The sequence below is a fragment of the Knoellia terrae genome, assembly GCF_048606435.1.
In the GTDB taxonomy this organism is placed as follows: Bacteria; Actinomycetota; Actinomycetes; order Actinomycetales; family Dermatophilaceae; genus Knoellia; species Knoellia terrae.
In genome coordinates, this window is record NZ_JBMBWH010000006.1 from 175,103 (window position 1) to 190,803 (window position 15,701).

Consider the following 15,701-nt stretch of genomic DNA (forward strand, 5'->3'; position numbering starts at 1 on the left):
CGGCGTGCGACGCGAGGCTGCCCATTGGGGTGAGCCGCACCGGCCCCGGCCGCACGTACGGTCGAGGCGATCCCGCCCCCACAACCACCCGGAGGCCCTGATGTCCGACGACCCGACCCCCCTCGACCGAGCCCTCGTCGCCCGGGATCAGGCGCAGGCCGAGCGCGCCGCAACGTTCACGTTCCTCGACTGGGCCGACCCGACGCTCGTCGCCGCGGCCCGGGGGGCCGGGCCCGACGTCGGCGCCGCCCTCGCCCTCGCCCGCGGTCTGGGCCGCGTGTCCGGCGAGCTGGGCCGGAGCACGTGGACCGTCCTGCAGGCGCTCGCGTCGCTCGGGGCGGGCGACCTCACCGTCGCCCGTGTGGTCGAGCCGCACCTCGACGCGCTCGCGATCCTTGCCCAGTCCGCCACCTCCGACGGTGCCGTGGCGCCGTCGCCTCCTCCGCCGGGGAGCACCTTCGGCGTGTATGCCGCCCACGCACCGGGTGCCCAGCTGCGGGCCACCGAGTCCGGGAGTGGGTGGGTGCTGGACGGCACCAAGCCGTGGTGCTCGCTCGCCGACCGGGTGAGCCACGCGGTCATCACCGCCCACGTCGACGACGTGCAGCGGCGGGCGTTCGTCGTGGACCTGGCACATTCCGGGGTCCACCTCTCCGACGCCCCCTGGGTCTCGCGTGGGCTCGCCGCCGTCCGCAGCACCGGCCTGCGCCTGGAGGCCGTCCCGGCCACCCCCGTCGGCCCGGCCGACTGGTACCTCACCCGCCCCGGCTTCGCCTGGGGCGGTGTCTGCGTGGCCGCCGTGTGGTTCGGGGCCGCCGCGGCGCTGGCCCAGACCGTCCTCGACGCTGCGCGGCGACGCGAGCCCGACCAGGTCGCCGGGCTGCACCTCGGACGCCTCGACGCGGCACTGCGCGCTGCCGAGCTCGAGCTGCGCGCGGCGGCCGGTGCGATCGACGCAGGCACGGCCGTCGGCGCGGCCGGCGAGCTCGTCGCCGCCCGGAGCCGCAACGCCGCCGCCGCGGCCGCCGAGCTCGCCCTCGGCGAGAGCGCCCGCGCCCTGGGGCCGGGTCCGCTCACCTCGCACGAGGAGCACGCGCGCCGGGTCGCGGACCTCACCGTCTACGTCCGCCAGCACCACGGCGACCGCGACCTCGCCCGCACCGGGAGCCTGCTCATCGGTGCACGCGGATGACGGGCGCAACTCGTCTCGACCACCCGGAGGGAGAGCTGCGGTGGGTCCGGGATCCCCGTTGGGGCTCGGTCGCGACGCCGAGCACGGAAGCCGTCCTGGCGGCATACGAGCACCTCCTCGTCGTGGCGGCACACCCCGACGACGAGTGCCTCGGTGCCGGTGCGTTCGTCGCCGACGCCGCCTCCCTCGGGATCGAGGTCACCCTGCTGGTGCTCACCGACGGCGAGGGGTCGCACCCGCACTCGCCCACCGTCGGGGCCGACGACCTCGGTCGCCGGCGCAGGGTGGAGGCCGACCGGGCGGCCGCCGTCCTCGCCCCCACGGCCCGAGTCGTCCACGCCGGCCTGCCGGACGGCGGGCTGTGCGGCCGGCCCGACGAGGTCGTCGCCGCGGTCCGAGACCTCGTCCGCCCGGGCACGCTCGTCCTCGCGCCGTGGACGGCCGACGGGCATCCCGACCACGACGCGGCCGGTCGTGGGGCGGCCGCCGCGGTCGCCGACATTGCCGCGGTCGCCGACGGCGGCGGGCGGACCGGCATCGGGCACTACCTCGTGTGGTTCTGGCATTGGGGGAAGCCCGACGACCTGCCGTGGTCGGACGCGGTCGCGGTGGACGCCACGCTCGACGGGCTCGACCGCCGCGCGCGTGCGCTGGTGCACCACCACAGCCAGCACACCGCTCTCTCGTCCGCGGACGGTGACGAGACGCTGCTGACCGACGGCGTGCTCGCTCCCTCACGGCGGGGGTTCACGACGGTGGTCCTCCCCGGGCACGACCGCGCCCGGGCCGACCCTGTCGCGCACCAACCACGGTCCGCCACCTTCGACGAGATGTTCGACGCCGGGGACGACCCCTGGTCGAGCACGAGCTGGTACGAACGCCGCAAGCGGGCGCTCACCCTCGCAGTCCTGCGCGCCGAGCACTACGCGCGCGTCCTCGACCTGGGGTGCTCGACCGGCGCCCTCACGCGGGGGCTGGCCGCCCGGGCGGACGCCGTCGTCGCGGTCGACGTGAGCCGGCGGGCGCTGGACGTCGCGCGCCGCGACGCTCCCGCGACCATCGTCTGGGTCGAGGGTGAGGCGCCGCGGGTCGTCGAGCAGGTCGACGGCCCGCTGGACCTCGCCGTCCTGTCCGAGGTCGGCTACTTCCTCCGGCCGCTCGAGCTGTGGCTCACCCTCGGGCGGCTGCTCGAGCGCCTGTCGCCCGGTGGCGAGCTGGTCCTCGTGCACTGGCGCCACCCGACCCGGGACATCCCTCTCGACGGGCCATCCGTCCATGAGCAGGTCAGTGCGGTCCTCGCGCCGTGGTCGACCCTCCACCACGTCGAGGACGACGTCCTCCTCGACACCTATGTGGTCCCGCGATGATCCGCGCGGTGCACGTCGTCATCCCGGCCCGCGACGAGCAGCGGCGACTGCCGCGCTGCCTCGCGAGCGTCGCGGCGGCGCGGGCAGCCCTGCGGGCGAGCCGTCCCGACCTCACCGTCGAGACGACCGTGGTCCTCGACCGGTGCGTCGACCGGTCGGCCGGCGTCGCTCGCCGCGCGGGTGTGGCGACGCTGACCGTCGACCACGGCAACGTCGGCGCCACCCGCCACGCGGGTGTCCGCGCCGCGCTCGCGCGGGCCGCCTCCGACGGCGTCGCGCCGCGCGACCTCTGGATCGCGGGCACCGACGCGGACACCGTCGTGCCGCCGCACTGGCTCGTGGGACAGGTGGCGCTCGCCGAGAGCCATGACGCCGTCGTCGGCACCGTGGAGCCGCTCGGGCTGGCCGACGCGGCGGTGCTCAGCGCGTGGCGGGCCCGGCACCTCCTCGTCGAAGGGCACCCGCACGTCCACGGGGCGAACCTCGGCCTTCGCGGCAGCACCTACCTCGAGGTCGGGGGATTCCGGCCGATGCCGGTCGACGAGGACGTCGACCTCGTCCGCAGGATCCGCGCCGGCACGACACGGTGGGTGGCCACCGACCGGGTGCGGGTCGCGTCCTCGGCTCGGCGCAACCCACGCTGCCACGGGGGCTTCGCCGACTACCTGAGCGACCTCGCGGACGAGGTCCGCCAGGAGGGTGGCTCCACGGTCCGGCGCGACGCCGGCTGAGCTGCCACCGCGGTGACCGCCCCCCTTTGGGGTGAACCGTCGCGGAGGCCACGCAGCTACGGTCGAGGCATGACCGCCTACAGCACCACCGTGCGTGCCCTGCACCTCGTGACCAACGCCGCTTGGTTCGGGGGTTCGCTCATGGGGGCCGTCGGCCTCAACCCGGCTGCCCAGGAGGGCGACGACCTCAAGGAGCGCGCGGAGATCGCCGACCGGGGCTGGAACGCGTGGGGCCCGGTGCAAGGCGGCGCCATCGCGCTGCACCTGCTCAGCGGCATCGCCATCCTCGGTGACAACAGGCGTCGCACCAGGACCCACACACCCACCACGGTCGCGGTGGTCGCCAAGACCGCGCTCACGGGAGCAGCGCTGGCAGCCAGCGCTGCGGCATACCTCAACGGAGCACGCCTGGGTGAGGCGCGCGAGAAGGCCGACCACGACCCGGTGGCGCGACGCCGTTCCCGCGAGCTGTCCCAGCGGCTGTCGTGGCTGCAGTGGGCGACGCCCCTGACGACGGGCGGCCTGCTCGTGCTGGACGCCTTCCTTGGCGAGCAGCAACGGGGGGTCGCCGGCCTCCTCGACGACCCGACGTCGCTGCTGCGGCGCCGGTGAGCACGCGCTTCGAGTTCGCGTTCGCCGCGGCATACCGCCTGCCTGCCCTGGCCTTCGGGGTCGTCCCGGCGACGGCGCACGTGGACGTCGCCGATCGCGAGCTGCGGGTCCGCTTCGGGCCGTGGAGCCTGGTGACCGGGCGCGACAACGTCGTCGGCGCCGAGCTGACCGGCGACTTCCACTGGCTCAAGACCGCCGGCCCGCCGCACCTCTCCTTCTCGGACCGGGGGGTCACCTTCGCCACCAACGGCGACCGGGCGGTGTGCGTGCGGTTCGCGACGCCGGTCCCCGCGATCGACCCGACCGGGACGATCCGGCACCCGGGCGCCACCCTCACCGTCGCCGAGCCGCAGCGGCTCCTCGACGTCCTGACGGGCGGCTGAGGTGCGGATCGCCATGTTGGCGACCTCCCGACACCCCATCGTCGAGCCGTATGCCGGCGGGCAGGAGTCGCACACCGCGCTGCTCTCACGTGGGTTGCGTCGGATGGGCCACCACGTGCGGTTGTACGCGTGCGCGGGAACCGACCCGGAGCTCGCCGACGAGCTCGTGCCCTACGTCGAGCTGCCCGAGCTGAGCGAGGTCGCCGGACTCGACTACGCCCTGCCGATGGACTTCCTCGACGACCACGCCGCCTTCACCGGCGCCGTCGGTCACCTGCTCGAGCGGGGCGACGTCGACGTCGTGCACAACCAGAGCCTGCACTTCCTCCCGCTGGCCCTGAGCGGTGCCCTGTCGGTGCCCGTGGTCACCACGCTCCACACCCCACCGCTGCCGTGGATGGAGATGGGCGTCGCGCTGGCGGGCCCCCTCGCCGCCTATGTCTGCGTCTCGCGTGCCAACAGCGCGGACTGGACCACCCTCCCGACCCGGCCCCGGATCATCCACAACGGCGTCGAGGACGACGGCGGCGGTCCCGGCGAGGGTGGCGAGCACTTGGTGTGGACCGGGCGCCTCACGCCCGAGAAGGGCACCGACCTCGCCATCCGCGCGGCCCGGGCCGCTGGACGACGGCTGCGGATCGCGGGTCCGGTCAGCGACCGCGCCTGGTTCGACGCAGTCGTCGCGCCGGAGCTCGACGACGACATCGAGTACGTCGGGCACCTGTCGCACGCGGAGCTCGCCGCACTGGTGCGCGCCAGCTCCGCCGCACTCGTCACCCCTCGATGGGACGAGCCCTTCGGCCTCGTCGCCGCCGAGGCGGTCATGTGGGGCACTCCCGTCGTCGCCCTCGACCGGGGGGGCCTGTCCGAGTTTCTCACCGCCGACCTCGGGGTGGTCGTCGACGCCAGTGGCGACGACGAGGAGGCCGTGCAGGCCATCGCCGACGGGGTGCCGGTGGCCGAGGCGATGCACCGGCCCGACGTGCACACCGCTGCCCGAGAGGCGCTCGGGGCTCACCGGATGGTCGGCGACTACACCGCGCTCTACCGCGAGCTCATCCTCGGACAGGACGCCGGGCGATGAAGGTCGGCTGGTACGTCCACCACCACGGCGCCGGGCACCGCACCCGGGCCATGGTCGTGGGCCAGGAGCTCTTGGCGCGCGGCGCGGACGTCACCCTCCTCGGGTCCGCCCTCGACGGTGACGCCGCCCGGCGAGGCCCGGTCACGTCGGTCCGGCTCGCGATGGACGCACCGCTGTCCGACACGGAGGACGAGTCGAACGTCGACGTCACCGTGCACGGCCTCATGCACTGGGCGCCGTTGTGGCACAGCGGCTTTCGCGAGCGCATGACCACCATCGCCCGCTGGGTCCAGGTCGAGGAGCCGGACGTGGTGGTCGTGGACGTCTCGTGCGAGGTCGCCGTCATGGTGCGGCTGCTCGGCGTCCCCGTGGTCGTCGTCGCGCAGCCCGGCTCGCGCACCGACTCGGCGCACGCGGCGGCCTACGACGCCGCCACTGCCGTCCTCGCGCCCTGGCCGGCCTGGGCGACCGAGGACATCTGGCACACGGCGCGCACCCCCGACCGGGACGACCGGCCGGGACCGCGGGTGGTCGCCGTCGGCGGGATCACCCGCAACCCGACCGGCGCCGTCGAGGGAGCGTCGGCCGCCGCGGCGTCTTCGCCCACGGCGTCGTCGCACCGGCCCCGCGGTCTTGTGCTCGCCGGCTCCGACGGGTTCGACGACCCGGACCTCCCCGACCTCATCACCGGCTCGGTCCCGGACCTCGACTGGACTGTCGTCGGTGGACGGGCCTGGGTGCCGGACGTGCGCCACCACCTCGCCCACAGCGACGTCGTCGTGACCCACGCGGGCCAGAACGCCATCGCGGACGTCGCTGGGTGGGGCCTGCCCGCCGTGGTCCTGCCCCAGAGCCGGCCCTTCGACGAGCAGCACCACCTGGCAGCGGTGCTCGCGAGCTCGGGCATCGCGGAGGTCGTCCACGGCGACGACGTGCAGGGGGCGCGGTGGGGAGACCTCGTCGCGCGGGCTCGCACGCAGGGAGGTGGCGCCTGGAGCACCTGGGGGTGCGAGGGAGCGGCGGCGCGGGCAGCCTCCCTCGTCGAGGTGGTCGCGGGTGCCTGACACCGTCGCGGTCGTGACGATCGTCAGGGGGCGTCACGGCCACCTCCGCGAGCAGGTCCGGGTGCTGCGCCACGTCGCCCCACGGGTCCCGCACGTCGTCGTCGCGATGGGCGACCCCGAGGTCGCCGACGTCGTCGACCGGGTCGCGGGCGCCCACGACTGGACGACCGTCGTGCACGTCGACGACGACCGGCGCGGACTGCCGTTGGCCCGCGCCCGCAACACGGGCGTGCGCACGGCCCTGGCCGCCGGCGCCGGGCTCGTCGTCCTGCTCGACGTCGACTGCGTGCCCGGTCCCGGTCTCGTCGACGCCTACCGCAGGGCGTCGGACCTGGCCCCCGACGCGCTTCTCGCCGGTCCGGTGACCTATCTGGGTGAAGGGGTTCCTGTGCCCGCCCACCCCCGTGACCTCGACGCGCTCCGGTTCCCGCACCCGGCGCGGCCGGACCCGCCACCGGGTGAGGTGGTGAGGGGCGGTGACCATGACCTCTTCTGGTCGCTGAGCTGCGCCGTCACCGCCTCGACGTGGGACACCCTCGGTGGGTTCCACGAGGGCTACGTGGGCTACGGCGCCGAGGACACCGACCTGGGCCGGGTGGCCCGCAGCCGCGGCGTAGACCTCGTGTGGGTCGGCGGCGCCGACGCCTTCCACCAGTGGCACCCGGTCACGCAGCCGCCGGTGGACCACCTCGAGGACATCGTGCGCAACGCCGCCACCTTCCACGCCCGCTGGGGCGAGTGGCCGATGCCCGGGTGGCTGGACGAGTTCGAGCGACGAGGACTCGTGAGCCGGGACGGCGGAAGGCTGACGCTGGTTACGCAGCCTCCTCCCGCCTCACCGCGGGCGTCGACCCCGACGTCGGTGAAGGTTTCCGGGTCGTCGCTCGGCACAGGTACCGTTCAGCCATGACTCCGGCCCCCGACCGCCCCCTGACCGTGGCGGTGGTCAACGACCACGAGCTCATCGTCCGCGGGGTGGCCGCCATGCTGGAGCCCTTTGCGCACCTCGTGCGGGTCGTCGAGCTGGACGCGGACCTCCTCCCGGAGACCCCGGTCGACGTGGCGCTGTACGACACGTTCACCCACACCAGCCTCGACGAGCCCGACCTCGACGACCTGGCTCAGAGCCCGCTGATCGGTCGGCTCGTCCTCTACACGTGGGTCCTGACCGAGGAGCTGGTCGTCATTGCACGCGCGCGCGGGGTGCAGGCCGCGCTGCCGAAGTCCCTCGACGGCGAGGCTCTCGCCTCCGCCCTCGTCAAGGTCCACGAGGGCCTGCTCGACCTCGTCACCGTGAGCGAGGAGCCGGTCATGGCCAGCCAGTCGTGGCCCGGGCGCGACCAGGGGCTCACCCCCCGCGAGTCGGAGATCGTCGCCCTGGTCACCTCCGGGCTGAGCAACAACGAGATCGCCGAACGCACCTACCTCAGCATCAACTCGGTGAAGTCCTACATCCGCTCGGCCTACCGGACCATGGACGTCACGACCCGGAGCCAGGCCGTGCTGTGGGGCATCGACCACGGCATGGCCCCGACCCGCATGCGCGTGCTGCTCTCGCAGCCCGACGACGCGATGGCGGTCGGCTCCTCCTCCGACGCCTGAGCGGCCGCGGACCGGCTACTCCTCGCGGCTCCCCTCCTCGTTGAGCCGGGCAGCCGCCCGGTCGCCCAGGACGCTGACGCCGTCGACCAGCCGGGAGTCCAGCGCCTCGCGTGCCTCCGCACCCTTCACCGACTCGGTCCGCCCGCTCAGCGACGGCCCCTGCTGGCGACCGTGGGGGAGGGCCCGGGCGACGAGGCCGAGCAGCCGTGAGGTCGGCCCCGGGAACAGTCCGTGCACCCGCCGCCCCACCCAGGTCAGCGGGGTCAGCTCGACCTGCGAGCGGCCGGCGAGTACGCCGTCGACGATGCGCCGGGCCGCCCGCTCGGCCGAGACTGACAGCAGTGGCAGCGAGGCGCCCGGGGCGAACCACGCGTAGTCCTTGGCCGCGTCCCCGACGAACTGCGCGTGCACGTGCCCACCGGTCCGCATGAGCCCGGGGACGATGGTGGTCGCGGTGACCCCCGTGCCACTCAGCTCCGCCTGGAGCCCCTCCGTCAGGCCCACCGCGCCGAACTTGGCGACGGAGTAGGGCAGGAGGTGCGGCACCGAGACCACGCCACCGACCGAGCTGACGACACCGATCCGCCCGGTGCCGGCCTCGAGCATCGTCGGCAGGACGGCGAGGCACAGGTGGACCGGTCCGAGGAGCATCGTGTCGATGGCGGCGCGGAAGTGGCCGAGGGTGGTCGACTCCACCGGGCCGACCTGGATGATCCCCGCGACGTGGATCGCGACGTCGATCCGGCCCTCGGCGGCGCGGACCCCGTCGACCCACGCGGCGACCGCCTCGGCGTCGGCGACGTCGCACACGTGCCCGACGAACTCGCCGCGCGGCGGGGTGCCGTCACCGGCCGCCGGGGGGCGCGGACCCACCTCACCACCGTTGACCAGCCGCTCGGCGCGGTCGAGCTCGTCCCGGTCGCGGGCGCACCCGTGGACCCGGTGGCCGCGGGCCACCAGCTCGGCGCTGACGAGCAGGCCGAGCCCACGGGAGGCGCCCGCGACGAGCGCGACACCGGTCATGGCTTGAGGACCACCTTGATGCAGCCGTCCTCCTTCTTCTGGAACATGGAGTAGGCGTCGGGGGCGGACTCGAGGGGCAGCCGGTGGGTCGCGAGGGTCTCGAGACCGAGCGGGTCGCCGTCCTCCATGACCACGGGGATGATGTCGTCGACCCAGCGCTTGACGTGGCACTGGCCCATCCGCAGGGACAGCCCCTTGTCGAACATCTGCATCATCGGCATCGGGTCGGCCATGCCGCCGTAGACGCCGCTGATCGACACGGTCCCCCCACGGCGCACGGCGCCGATGGTCGACCGGAGGGCGGCGAGGCGGTCGATGCCCATGGTCTTCATCATCGGCTTGGCGAGCTTGTCGGGGACGAAGCCGACACCTTTGATCGCGGCCTCGGCCACCGGGCTGCCGTGCGCCTCCATGCCGACGGCGTCCAGGCCGCCGTCCACGCCGCGACCGTCGGTGAGGTCACGGATCGCGGCGGTGACGTCGTCGACGTCGGAGCTGACCACGGCCGCGCCGTACTGCTCCGCCTTGGCCATGCGCTCGGGCACGTTGTCGATGCCGATGACCTGCAGACCGCGGTGCACCCCGATGGCCACGGCCAGCAGGCCCACCGGCCCGAGGCCGAAGACGGCGAGGCTGCCGCCGTCGGGGACCTCGGCGTACTCGACGCCCTGCCACGCGGTGGGCAGGATGTCGGAGAGGTAGAGGAAGCGCTCGTCGGCGACGCCCTCGGGGACCTTGATCGGCCCGAACTGGGCCTGCGGCACACGGAGGTACTCCGCCTGGCCGCCGGGCACCGAGCCGTACAGCTCGGTGTAGCCGAAGAGGGCGGCACCCTTGTCCTGGGCGCGCACCTGGGTGGTCTCGCACTGCGCCATCAGGCCGCGCTCGCACATCCAGCAGTGGCCGCAGGAGATGTTGAACGGGATGACCACGCGGTCGCCGGCCTTGATGTGGGTGACCTCCGGACCGACCTCCTCGACGACGCCCATCGTCTCGTGCCCGAGGACGTCGCCCGGCGCGAGGAACGGGCCGAGCGGGTCGTAGAGGTGCAGGTCGGACCCGCAGATCGCCGTCGACGTCACCCTGATGACGGCATCGTTGGGCTGCTCGATGCGCGGGTCGGGGACCTCCTCGATGCGGAGGTCCTTCTTGCCCTGCCAGGTGAGTGCCTTCATGTGGTGCTCCTTCGTGTCGTGGAACGGGGGAGTGCGTGGAGCTGCGAGATCTCAGGCCGACAGGTCACGTACCCACTGTCGGGGTCCGGCTATCCGGGTGACGTATGCCGTGGTCTCGGCCGCGGTGCCCACGGCGAGGCAGGCGTCGTCGAGCTTGCCCGTGAGGCCGGCCGCCTCGACGAGGGCGTCGGTCGAGCCGCCCAGCCCGATGACCTTGAAGTGGGTGAAGGCATCGGTGAGGAAGTCGCGAGCGGCCGGCTCGTCGGCGAGCACCTGACCGCCGTCCGCCCCGGCCAGGACCGCCACGGTGTCGTAGAGCACCGACGGCGCCCCGGCCACCGCCTGCTGGGCCTCGAGCAGCGACCCGTCCGACAGCGTCGCGCCGCCGACCTTGGCCGCGATGACCTCGACGGTGCCACCGGCCTTGGCCACGGCCTTGCTCAGGCGCTTCACCGCGGCCGCGTCGGCGCCGTCGCCGACGAGCAGGCCGAGCTTGCGCCCCTCGAACGTCTCCTTGGCGTTGGCGAGGATGCTCAGCGCAGAGGACGGCTCGGTCTCCACGAGCGGTGCGGCGGCCTCGGACGCCGCGGGGAGCGGCATACCCAGGCCGTCGGCCACGCGCGCGGCGAGCGACTCGTCGACGTTGCGCAGGTTGGCGACCATCCGCTGCCGGATCGCCGGCATCTCGCACTTGCCGAGCTCGAAGACGTAGGCCGCGACGATGTGGTCCTGCTCGACGTCGGTCTGGCTGATCCAGAACTGACGGCCCTGGCTGTAGTGGTCGCGGAACGACTCGGCGCGGATGCGGCGGGTGACTCCCTCGACCGGCTCGGCGAAGGGCACGTGCCCGTCGGGGCCGGCCTCGCGTGGCCCACGGTCGCTGCCGGTGAAGGAGTTCGGCTCGTATGCCGCCCGCCCCGGTTGCCTGGACGTCTGCATGTGGCCGTCACGCTGGAAGTGGGCGACCGGGCATCGCGGTGCGTTGACCGGCAGCTGGCTGAAGTTGGTGCTACCGAGCCGCTTGAGCTGGGTGTCGAGGTAGGAGAAGTTCCGGCCCTGGAGCAGCGGGTCGTTCGTGAAGTCGATGCCCGGTGGCACGTTCTGCGTCATGAACGCGACCTGCTCGACCTCGGCGAAGACGTTGTCCACCACCCGGTTCAGGGTCATCGTCCCGACCGTGCGGACCGGCACGAGCTCCTCGGGAACGATCTTGGTCGCGTCGAGGATGTCGAAGTCGAACGCGTCGGCGAAGGCGTCGTCGAAGACCTGGACGCCGAGCTCCCACTGCGGGAAGTCCCCGGCCGTGATGGCGTCGAAGAGGTCGCGACGGTGGAAGTCGGGGTCGGCGCCGTTGATCTTCACGGCCTCGTTCCAGACGACCGACTGCATGCCGAGGACCGGCTTCCAGTGGAACTTGACGAAGGTGCCCTCGCCGGCGGCGTTGACGAAGCGGAAGGTGTGGACCCCGAAGCCCTCCATCATCCGGAACGAGCGGGGGATCGCCCGGTCGGACATCTGCCAGAGCGTCATGTGCGTCGACTCGGGCATGAGCGAGGCGAAGTCCCAGAAGGTGTCGTGCGCCGACTGGGCCTGCGGGAAGCCGCGGTCGGGCTCCTCCTTGACCGAGTGCACGAGGTCGGGGAACTTCACCGCGTCCTGGATGAAGAAGACGGGGATGTTGTTGCCGACGAGGTCCCAGTTGCCCTCGTCGGTGTAGAACTTCGTCGCGAAGCCGCGCACGTCCCGGGCGAGGTCGAAGGAGCCGAGGTTGCCCGCGACCGTGGAGAAGCGGACGAACGTCTCGGTCTTCTTGCCGGCCTGCGCGAAGACGCTCGCGCGGGTGATGTCGGAGAGCGACTCGTGGCACTCGAAGACGCCGTGGGCGCCGTAGCCACGGGCGTGGACGACGCGCTCGGGGATGCGCTCGTGGTCGAAGTGGAAGATCTTCTCGCGGAAGGCGTGGTCCGCCATGAGGGTCGGTCCGCGGTCCCCGGCGCGCAGCGAGTTGTTGTCGTCCTGCACCGGCGCCCCGTGGGCGGTGGTGAGGACGGGGCTGTCGCCACCGGCGAGCTGGTGCAGCTCGCCACCGTTGCCGACCTCGTCGGCGGGTCCCTGGGTCGTGTCTCGTGCGGCGGACGTCGTCTTCTTCGTGGTCATCCAGATCTCCCTGTTCGGACATGGGGTGCCCGGGAGCCGACCGACCCGCGAGCACGCGGACGTTCTGTCGACGTTACGCCCGCCCGGCCGGCCCTGCCCCCTCCCTTGGGGTGGCTGGTCGCGCGGGAGCCGGGCTGCGTCCTCGCCGGTGGATGGCCGGATCGATGACCTACGGTGGGAGGAACCAACCCGAGGAGCACCCGTGGTGCACATCGTCCGAGAGTTCGACGTCCCCTGCCCCCAGGAGGATGCGGTCGCCTACCTGGCCGACTTCGCCAACGCCGTCGAGTGGGACCCGGGGACGGTGTCGTGCGTCCGCAACGGGGACCAGTCGGCCCCGGCGCTGCCGGGGGCGACCTGGACCAACACGAGCAAGGTGCTCGGCCGTGAGACCCAGCTGCAGTACGAGCTGGTGACCCTGGAGCCGGACCACGTCGTCCTGCAGGGCAGCAACACGACCGCCGACTCGACCGACGACATCGGTGTGACCGGTCTCGACGGTGGCCGCAGCCGGATCCGCTACGAGGCGACGATCACCTTCAAGGGCGCGGCGCGCTTCGCCGACCCGCTCATGCAGCTCGTCTTCAAGAAGGTCGCCGACGACACCGTGCGCGACATGACCGCCGCCCTCACCCGCGTAGGAGCACAACATGGCTGACCAGGACCCCAAGGACCTCATCGCCCAGATCATGAAGGAGACCCGGATCGCGACGCTCACCTACGTCGACGACGCCGGCCGCCTCGTGTCGACGCCGATGGGCACGCAGGACTTCGAGGACCCCGGCACGGTCTTCTTCATCACCGAGCTCGACACCGACAAGGTCGCGGCGATCCGCCAGCGACCGGCGGTCAACGTCGCCTACGCGAGCGACAGCGGCTGGGTGTCCCTCGCCGGCAACGCCGTCGTGAGCGAGGACCGCGCCAAGCTCGAGGAGCTCTGGGACCCGTCGGTGTCGGCCTACATGAAGGGCGATGCGCAGACCCCCAACAACGGGCTGCTCGAGATCACGGCCGACACGGCCGAGTACTGGGAGTCGCCGGGCAAGGCGGCGATGCTCGTGCACCTTGTCAAGGGACTGGTGACCGACGACAAGGCCCAGGACGAGGACGACGACAGCAGCGGCGTCGTCACCCTCTGAGCACGAGCTGACGGCGGACGCGGACGGGACGGGGCTGGCGATGGTGACCTCGGTGGGCACGATGGGATCTGTGGACACGGCGGACGCGGTGGTGGTCGGCGCGGGACCCAACGGGCTCGTCGCCGCGAACGCGCTCGTCGACGCCGGCTGGGATGTCGTGGTCGTCGAGGCCAACGACGACGTCGGAGGTGCCGTCCGCAGTGCGGAGGTGACGGCCCCGGGCTACCTCAGCGACCTGTTCAGCGCGTTCTACCCGCTGGCCGCGGCGAGCCCGATCATCCGCGATCTGCACCTCGAGCAGCACGGGCTGACCTGGCGCAGGGCGCCGCACGTGCTCGCTCATGCCCTCGAGGACGGCAGCGGTGCGGTCCTGTGCGACCGGGCCGAGGACACCGCGGCCGGGCTCGACGCGGTGGCGCCCGGCGACGGCGACGCGTGGCTCGAGCTCGTGCACGGGTGGGACCGCATCCGCGACCCGCTGCTCGACGCCCTCTTCACCCCCTTCCCGCCGGTCGTCTCGGCAACGCGGATGCTGCGCCGGCTCGGCGCGGCCGACACTCTGGACTTCGCCCGCCTCGCGGTGACACCGGTCCGGCGAATGGCCCACGAGCGGTTCACCGGACCGGGGGCCGGCCTGCTCCTCACCGGGAACGCCATGCACAGCGACGTCCCGCCGGACGCCGCGGGCAGCGGGATCTTCGGGTGGCTGCTGTGCATGCTCGGCCAAGACGTCGGCTTCCCCGTGCCCGAGGGTGGCGCCGGCGAGCTGGCGCAGTCGCTGCGGCGGCGCGCCGAGAGCAAGGGCGCCCAGGTGCTCACCGGGACGGCCGTCACCGCCGTCACCGTCGACGGCGGCCGCGCGAGCGGGGTGCGCCTCGCCGACGGCCGCACCATCCGCGCGCGCCGTGGGGTGCTTGCCGACGTCCCCGCTCCTGCGCTCTACCAGGACCTGCTCGCCGGCCAGCCCCTGCCGAGCAGGTTGCTGCGCGACCTGGACCGCTTCCAGTGGGACAACCCCACGATCAAGGTCAACTGGGCCCTGGACCGTCCGGTGCCGTGGCGGCTCGACGGCGCCGCGGGTGCCGGCACGGTGCACCTGGGCGTCGACACCGACGGCTTCGTCGACTTCGCGGCGGACCTGTCGGTCGGCCGGGTGCCGGAGCGCCCGTTCCTCCTGTTCGGGCAGATGACGACCTCGGACCCCAGCCGTTCGCCGGCGGGTACGGAGTCGGCGTGGGCCTACACCCACGTCCCCCACGGCCACGACTGGACGGGTGAGCGCCTCGAGGCGCACGTCGAGCGCATCGAGGACGCCGTCGAGCGGGTCGCCCCCGGCTTCCGGGAGACGCAGGTGGCACGTCACGTCCAGTCCCCCGACGACCTCCAGCGCGAGGACGCCAACCTCGTCGACGGGGCCGTCAACGCCGGCACCTCGGGGCTGCACCAGCAGCTCGTCTTCCGCCCGACCCCTGGTCTCGGCCGACCCGAGACGCCGGTGCCCGGGCTCTACCTCGCGAGCGCCTCGGCGCACCCCGGTGGGGGCGTGCACGGCGCCTGCGGCTGGAACGCCGCCCGGGCCGCCCTCGGCGCCAACGGCCGGCTCACCGGAGGCGCTCGTCGCGCCCTGACGAGGACGGCCTGGAACCGGCTCCTGCCCCGCGACTGACGAGGCGAGCCGGGTCCCCTTGGTTCAGGCCGGGGGTCGGTCCCCGTTGCGGTGACGGCCCTCGGCGAGGAACGCGAGGCGCTTGAGGGCCTCGACGTTGCGCGGCCCAATCGCGAGCTGGCGCGCCGGCTTGGGGATGAGCGTCCCCGGGCCGCTGGAGGCGTCCTCCTCGATCTTCACCGTGCAGGCGTCGTCCCCTCGGGGTGTGATCGAGATGGAGACGCGGGCCTCGCCGGCCGGCCAGCCCCGCGCCGTGAGGACCATCCGGGAGGGCTCGGTCGAGCGCTCGACCTTGGTCGTGTCGTTGATGAGCAGCGGCCACAGGCCGAACGAGTGATGGATCCGAGAGCCCTCGGCGGGCCAGTCGTTCTCGACCTCCCGCACGCGTGAGGCACCCACCACCCAGGTCGCGTAGGACCACCCGTCGGCGAGCACGTCCCACACGGCTCGCGCGGGGGCGTCCACGTCGCGCGTGACGGTGATGACTCCGTTGTTCTGGTCCATGG

At 73.3% G+C, this 15,701-nt stretch carries 16 protein-coding genes; 12 read left to right on the plus strand and 4 right to left on the minus strand.

Translation table 11 applies throughout. From position 1 onward, the window contains the following. Window positions 1-100: 100 nt before the first annotated feature. The 9 genes from ACOJV9_RS10355 (at window position 101) to ACOJV9_RS10395 (ending at window position 8,035) form a co-directional block, all read left to right on the plus strand. The gene (locus tag ACOJV9_RS10355) at window positions 101-1,192 is read left to right on the plus strand and encodes an acyl-CoA dehydrogenase family protein (protein WP_420185124.1); all 1,092 of its coding nucleotides are present in this window, start codon (window positions 101-103) and stop codon (window positions 1,190-1,192) included. Next, window positions 1,189-2,559: a PIG-L family deacetylase gene (locus tag ACOJV9_RS10360; protein WP_420185125.1), complete on the plus strand. Its 1,371-nt coding sequence runs from the start codon at window positions 1,189-1,191 to the stop codon at window positions 2,557-2,559. The genes ACOJV9_RS10355 and ACOJV9_RS10360 overlap by 4 nt, the downstream gene beginning before the upstream one ends. Beyond that, entirely contained in the window at window positions 2,556-3,290 is a 735-nt protein-coding gene (locus ACOJV9_RS10365) for a glycosyltransferase family 2 protein (protein ID WP_420185126.1), read from the plus strand. Before ACOJV9_RS10360 ends, ACOJV9_RS10365 begins: the two co-directional genes overlap by 4 nt. Window positions 3,291-3,359: 69 nt before the next feature. Beyond that, window positions 3,360-3,902 (plus strand): hypothetical protein, encoded by a 543-nt coding sequence (locus ACOJV9_RS10370; protein WP_420185127.1) that lies wholly within the window; start codon window positions 3,360-3,362, stop codon window positions 3,900-3,902. Then, window positions 3,899-4,285 carry a hypothetical protein gene (locus tag ACOJV9_RS10375; RefSeq protein ID WP_420185128.1) on the plus strand — a complete coding sequence of 129 codons (387 nt, stop codon included), beginning with the start codon at window positions 3,899-3,901 and terminating at the stop codon, window positions 4,283-4,285. The genes ACOJV9_RS10370 and ACOJV9_RS10375 overlap by 4 nt, the downstream gene beginning before the upstream one ends. Before the next feature lie 13 nt (window positions 4,286-4,298). After that, window positions 4,299-5,369, plus strand: coding sequence for a glycosyltransferase (locus ACOJV9_RS10380; RefSeq protein WP_420185129.1), 1,071 nt, complete (start codon window positions 4,299-4,301; stop codon window positions 5,367-5,369). Next, complete coding sequence (locus ACOJV9_RS10385) at window positions 5,366-6,433, plus strand: glycosyltransferase (RefSeq protein ID WP_420185130.1); 1,068 nt, start codon at window positions 5,366-5,368, stop codon at window positions 6,431-6,433. The genes ACOJV9_RS10380 and ACOJV9_RS10385 overlap by 4 nt, the downstream gene beginning before the upstream one ends. Continuing rightward, entirely contained in the window at window positions 6,426-7,343 is a 918-nt protein-coding gene (locus ACOJV9_RS10390; RefSeq protein ID WP_420185131.1) for a glycosyltransferase family 2 protein, read from the plus strand. Before ACOJV9_RS10385 ends, ACOJV9_RS10390 begins: the two co-directional genes overlap by 8 nt. Then, window positions 7,340-8,035 (plus strand): helix-turn-helix transcriptional regulator, encoded by a 696-nt coding sequence (locus ACOJV9_RS10395; RefSeq protein WP_420185132.1) that lies wholly within the window; start codon window positions 7,340-7,342, stop codon window positions 8,033-8,035. Before ACOJV9_RS10390 ends, ACOJV9_RS10395 begins: the two co-directional genes overlap by 4 nt. 15 nt (window positions 8,036-8,050) lie before the next feature. On the opposite strand, the gene ACOJV9_RS10400 is transcribed toward ACOJV9_RS10395, so the two are convergent. Genes ACOJV9_RS10400 through ACOJV9_RS10410 form a run of 3 tightly spaced genes read right to left on the minus strand, consistent with a single transcriptional unit; the run spans window position 8,051 to window position 12,390 of the window. Further along, on the minus strand, window positions 8,051-9,058 hold the full coding sequence (locus ACOJV9_RS10400; protein ID WP_420185133.1) for an SDR family NAD(P)-dependent oxidoreductase: 1,008 nt from the start codon (window positions 9,056-9,058) through the stop codon (window positions 8,051-8,053). Continuing rightward, entirely contained in the window at window positions 9,055-10,233 is a 1,179-nt protein-coding gene (locus ACOJV9_RS10405) for a zinc-dependent alcohol dehydrogenase (RefSeq protein WP_420185134.1), read from the minus strand. Before ACOJV9_RS10405 ends, ACOJV9_RS10400 begins: the two co-directional genes overlap by 4 nt. Before the next feature lie 51 nt (window positions 10,234-10,284). After that, complete coding sequence (locus tag ACOJV9_RS10410; protein WP_420185135.1) at window positions 10,285-12,390, minus strand: catalase; 2,106 nt, start codon at window positions 12,388-12,390, stop codon at window positions 10,285-10,287. A 202-nt stretch (window positions 12,391-12,592) separates the two neighbouring features. On the opposite strand from ACOJV9_RS10410, the gene ACOJV9_RS10415 reads away from it, so the two are divergent. From ACOJV9_RS10415 to ACOJV9_RS10425, 3 genes are all read left to right on the plus strand, one after another. Then, the gene (locus ACOJV9_RS10415) at window positions 12,593-13,048 is read left to right on the plus strand and encodes an SRPBCC family protein (protein WP_420185136.1); all 456 of its coding nucleotides are present in this window, start codon (window positions 12,593-12,595) and stop codon (window positions 13,046-13,048) included. After that, on the plus strand, window positions 13,041-13,529 hold the full coding sequence (locus tag ACOJV9_RS10420) for a pyridoxamine 5'-phosphate oxidase family protein (protein WP_420185137.1): 489 nt from the start codon (window positions 13,041-13,043) through the stop codon (window positions 13,527-13,529). Before ACOJV9_RS10415 ends, ACOJV9_RS10420 begins: the two co-directional genes overlap by 8 nt. Before the next feature lie 61 nt (window positions 13,530-13,590). Beyond that, window positions 13,591-15,195: a phytoene desaturase family protein gene (locus ACOJV9_RS10425; RefSeq protein WP_420185138.1), complete on the plus strand. Its 1,605-nt coding sequence runs from the start codon at window positions 13,591-13,593 to the stop codon at window positions 15,193-15,195. Window positions 15,196-15,219: 24 nt separating this feature from the next. On the opposite strand, the gene ACOJV9_RS10430 is transcribed toward ACOJV9_RS10425, so the two are convergent. After that, entirely contained in the window at window positions 15,220-15,699 is a 480-nt protein-coding gene (locus ACOJV9_RS10430; RefSeq protein WP_420185139.1) for an SRPBCC family protein, read from the minus strand. Window positions 15,700-15,701 lie beyond the last annotated feature (2 nt).

Bases quoted from the DNA above. Each gene is read 5' to 3' on its own strand.
- ACOJV9_RS10355 (WP_420185124.1), top strand. From the start codon at position 101: ATGTCCGACGACCCGACCCCCCTCGACCGAGCCCTCGTCGCCCGGGAT.
- ACOJV9_RS10360 (WP_420185125.1), top strand. From the start codon at position 1,189: ATGACGGGCGCAACTCGTCTCGACCACCCGGAGGGAGAGCTGCGGTGG.
- ACOJV9_RS10365 (WP_420185126.1), top strand. From the start codon at position 2,556: ATGATCCGCGCGGTGCACGTCGTCATCCCGGCCCGCGACGAGCAGCGG.
- ACOJV9_RS10370 (WP_420185127.1), top strand. From the start codon at position 3,360: ATGACCGCCTACAGCACCACCGTGCGTGCCCTGCACCTCGTGACCAAC.
- ACOJV9_RS10380 (WP_420185129.1), top strand. From the start codon at position 4,299: ATGTTGGCGACCTCCCGACACCCCATCGTCGAGCCGTATGCCGGCGGG.
- ACOJV9_RS10385 (WP_420185130.1), top strand. From the start codon at position 5,366: ATGAAGGTCGGCTGGTACGTCCACCACCACGGCGCCGGGCACCGCACC.
- ACOJV9_RS10395 (WP_420185132.1), top strand. From the start codon at position 7,340: ATGACTCCGGCCCCCGACCGCCCCCTGACCGTGGCGGTGGTCAACGAC.
- ACOJV9_RS10400 (WP_420185133.1), bottom strand. From the start codon at position 9,058: ATGACCGGTGTCGCGCTCGTCGCGGGCGCCTCCCGTGGGCTCGGCCTG.
- ACOJV9_RS10405 (WP_420185134.1), bottom strand. From the start codon at position 10,233: ATGAAGGCACTCACCTGGCAGGGCAAGAAGGACCTCCGCATCGAGGAG.
- ACOJV9_RS10410 (WP_420185135.1), bottom strand. From the start codon at position 12,390: ATGACCACGAAGAAGACGACGTCCGCCGCACGAGACACGACCCAGGGA.
- ACOJV9_RS10420 (WP_420185137.1), top strand. From the start codon at position 13,041: ATGGCTGACCAGGACCCCAAGGACCTCATCGCCCAGATCATGAAGGAG.
- ACOJV9_RS10425 (WP_420185138.1), top strand. From the start codon at position 13,591: ATGGGATCTGTGGACACGGCGGACGCGGTGGTGGTCGGCGCGGGACCC.
- ACOJV9_RS10430 (WP_420185139.1), bottom strand. From the start codon at position 15,699: ATGGACCAGAACAACGGAGTCATCACCGTCACGCGCGACGTGGACGCC.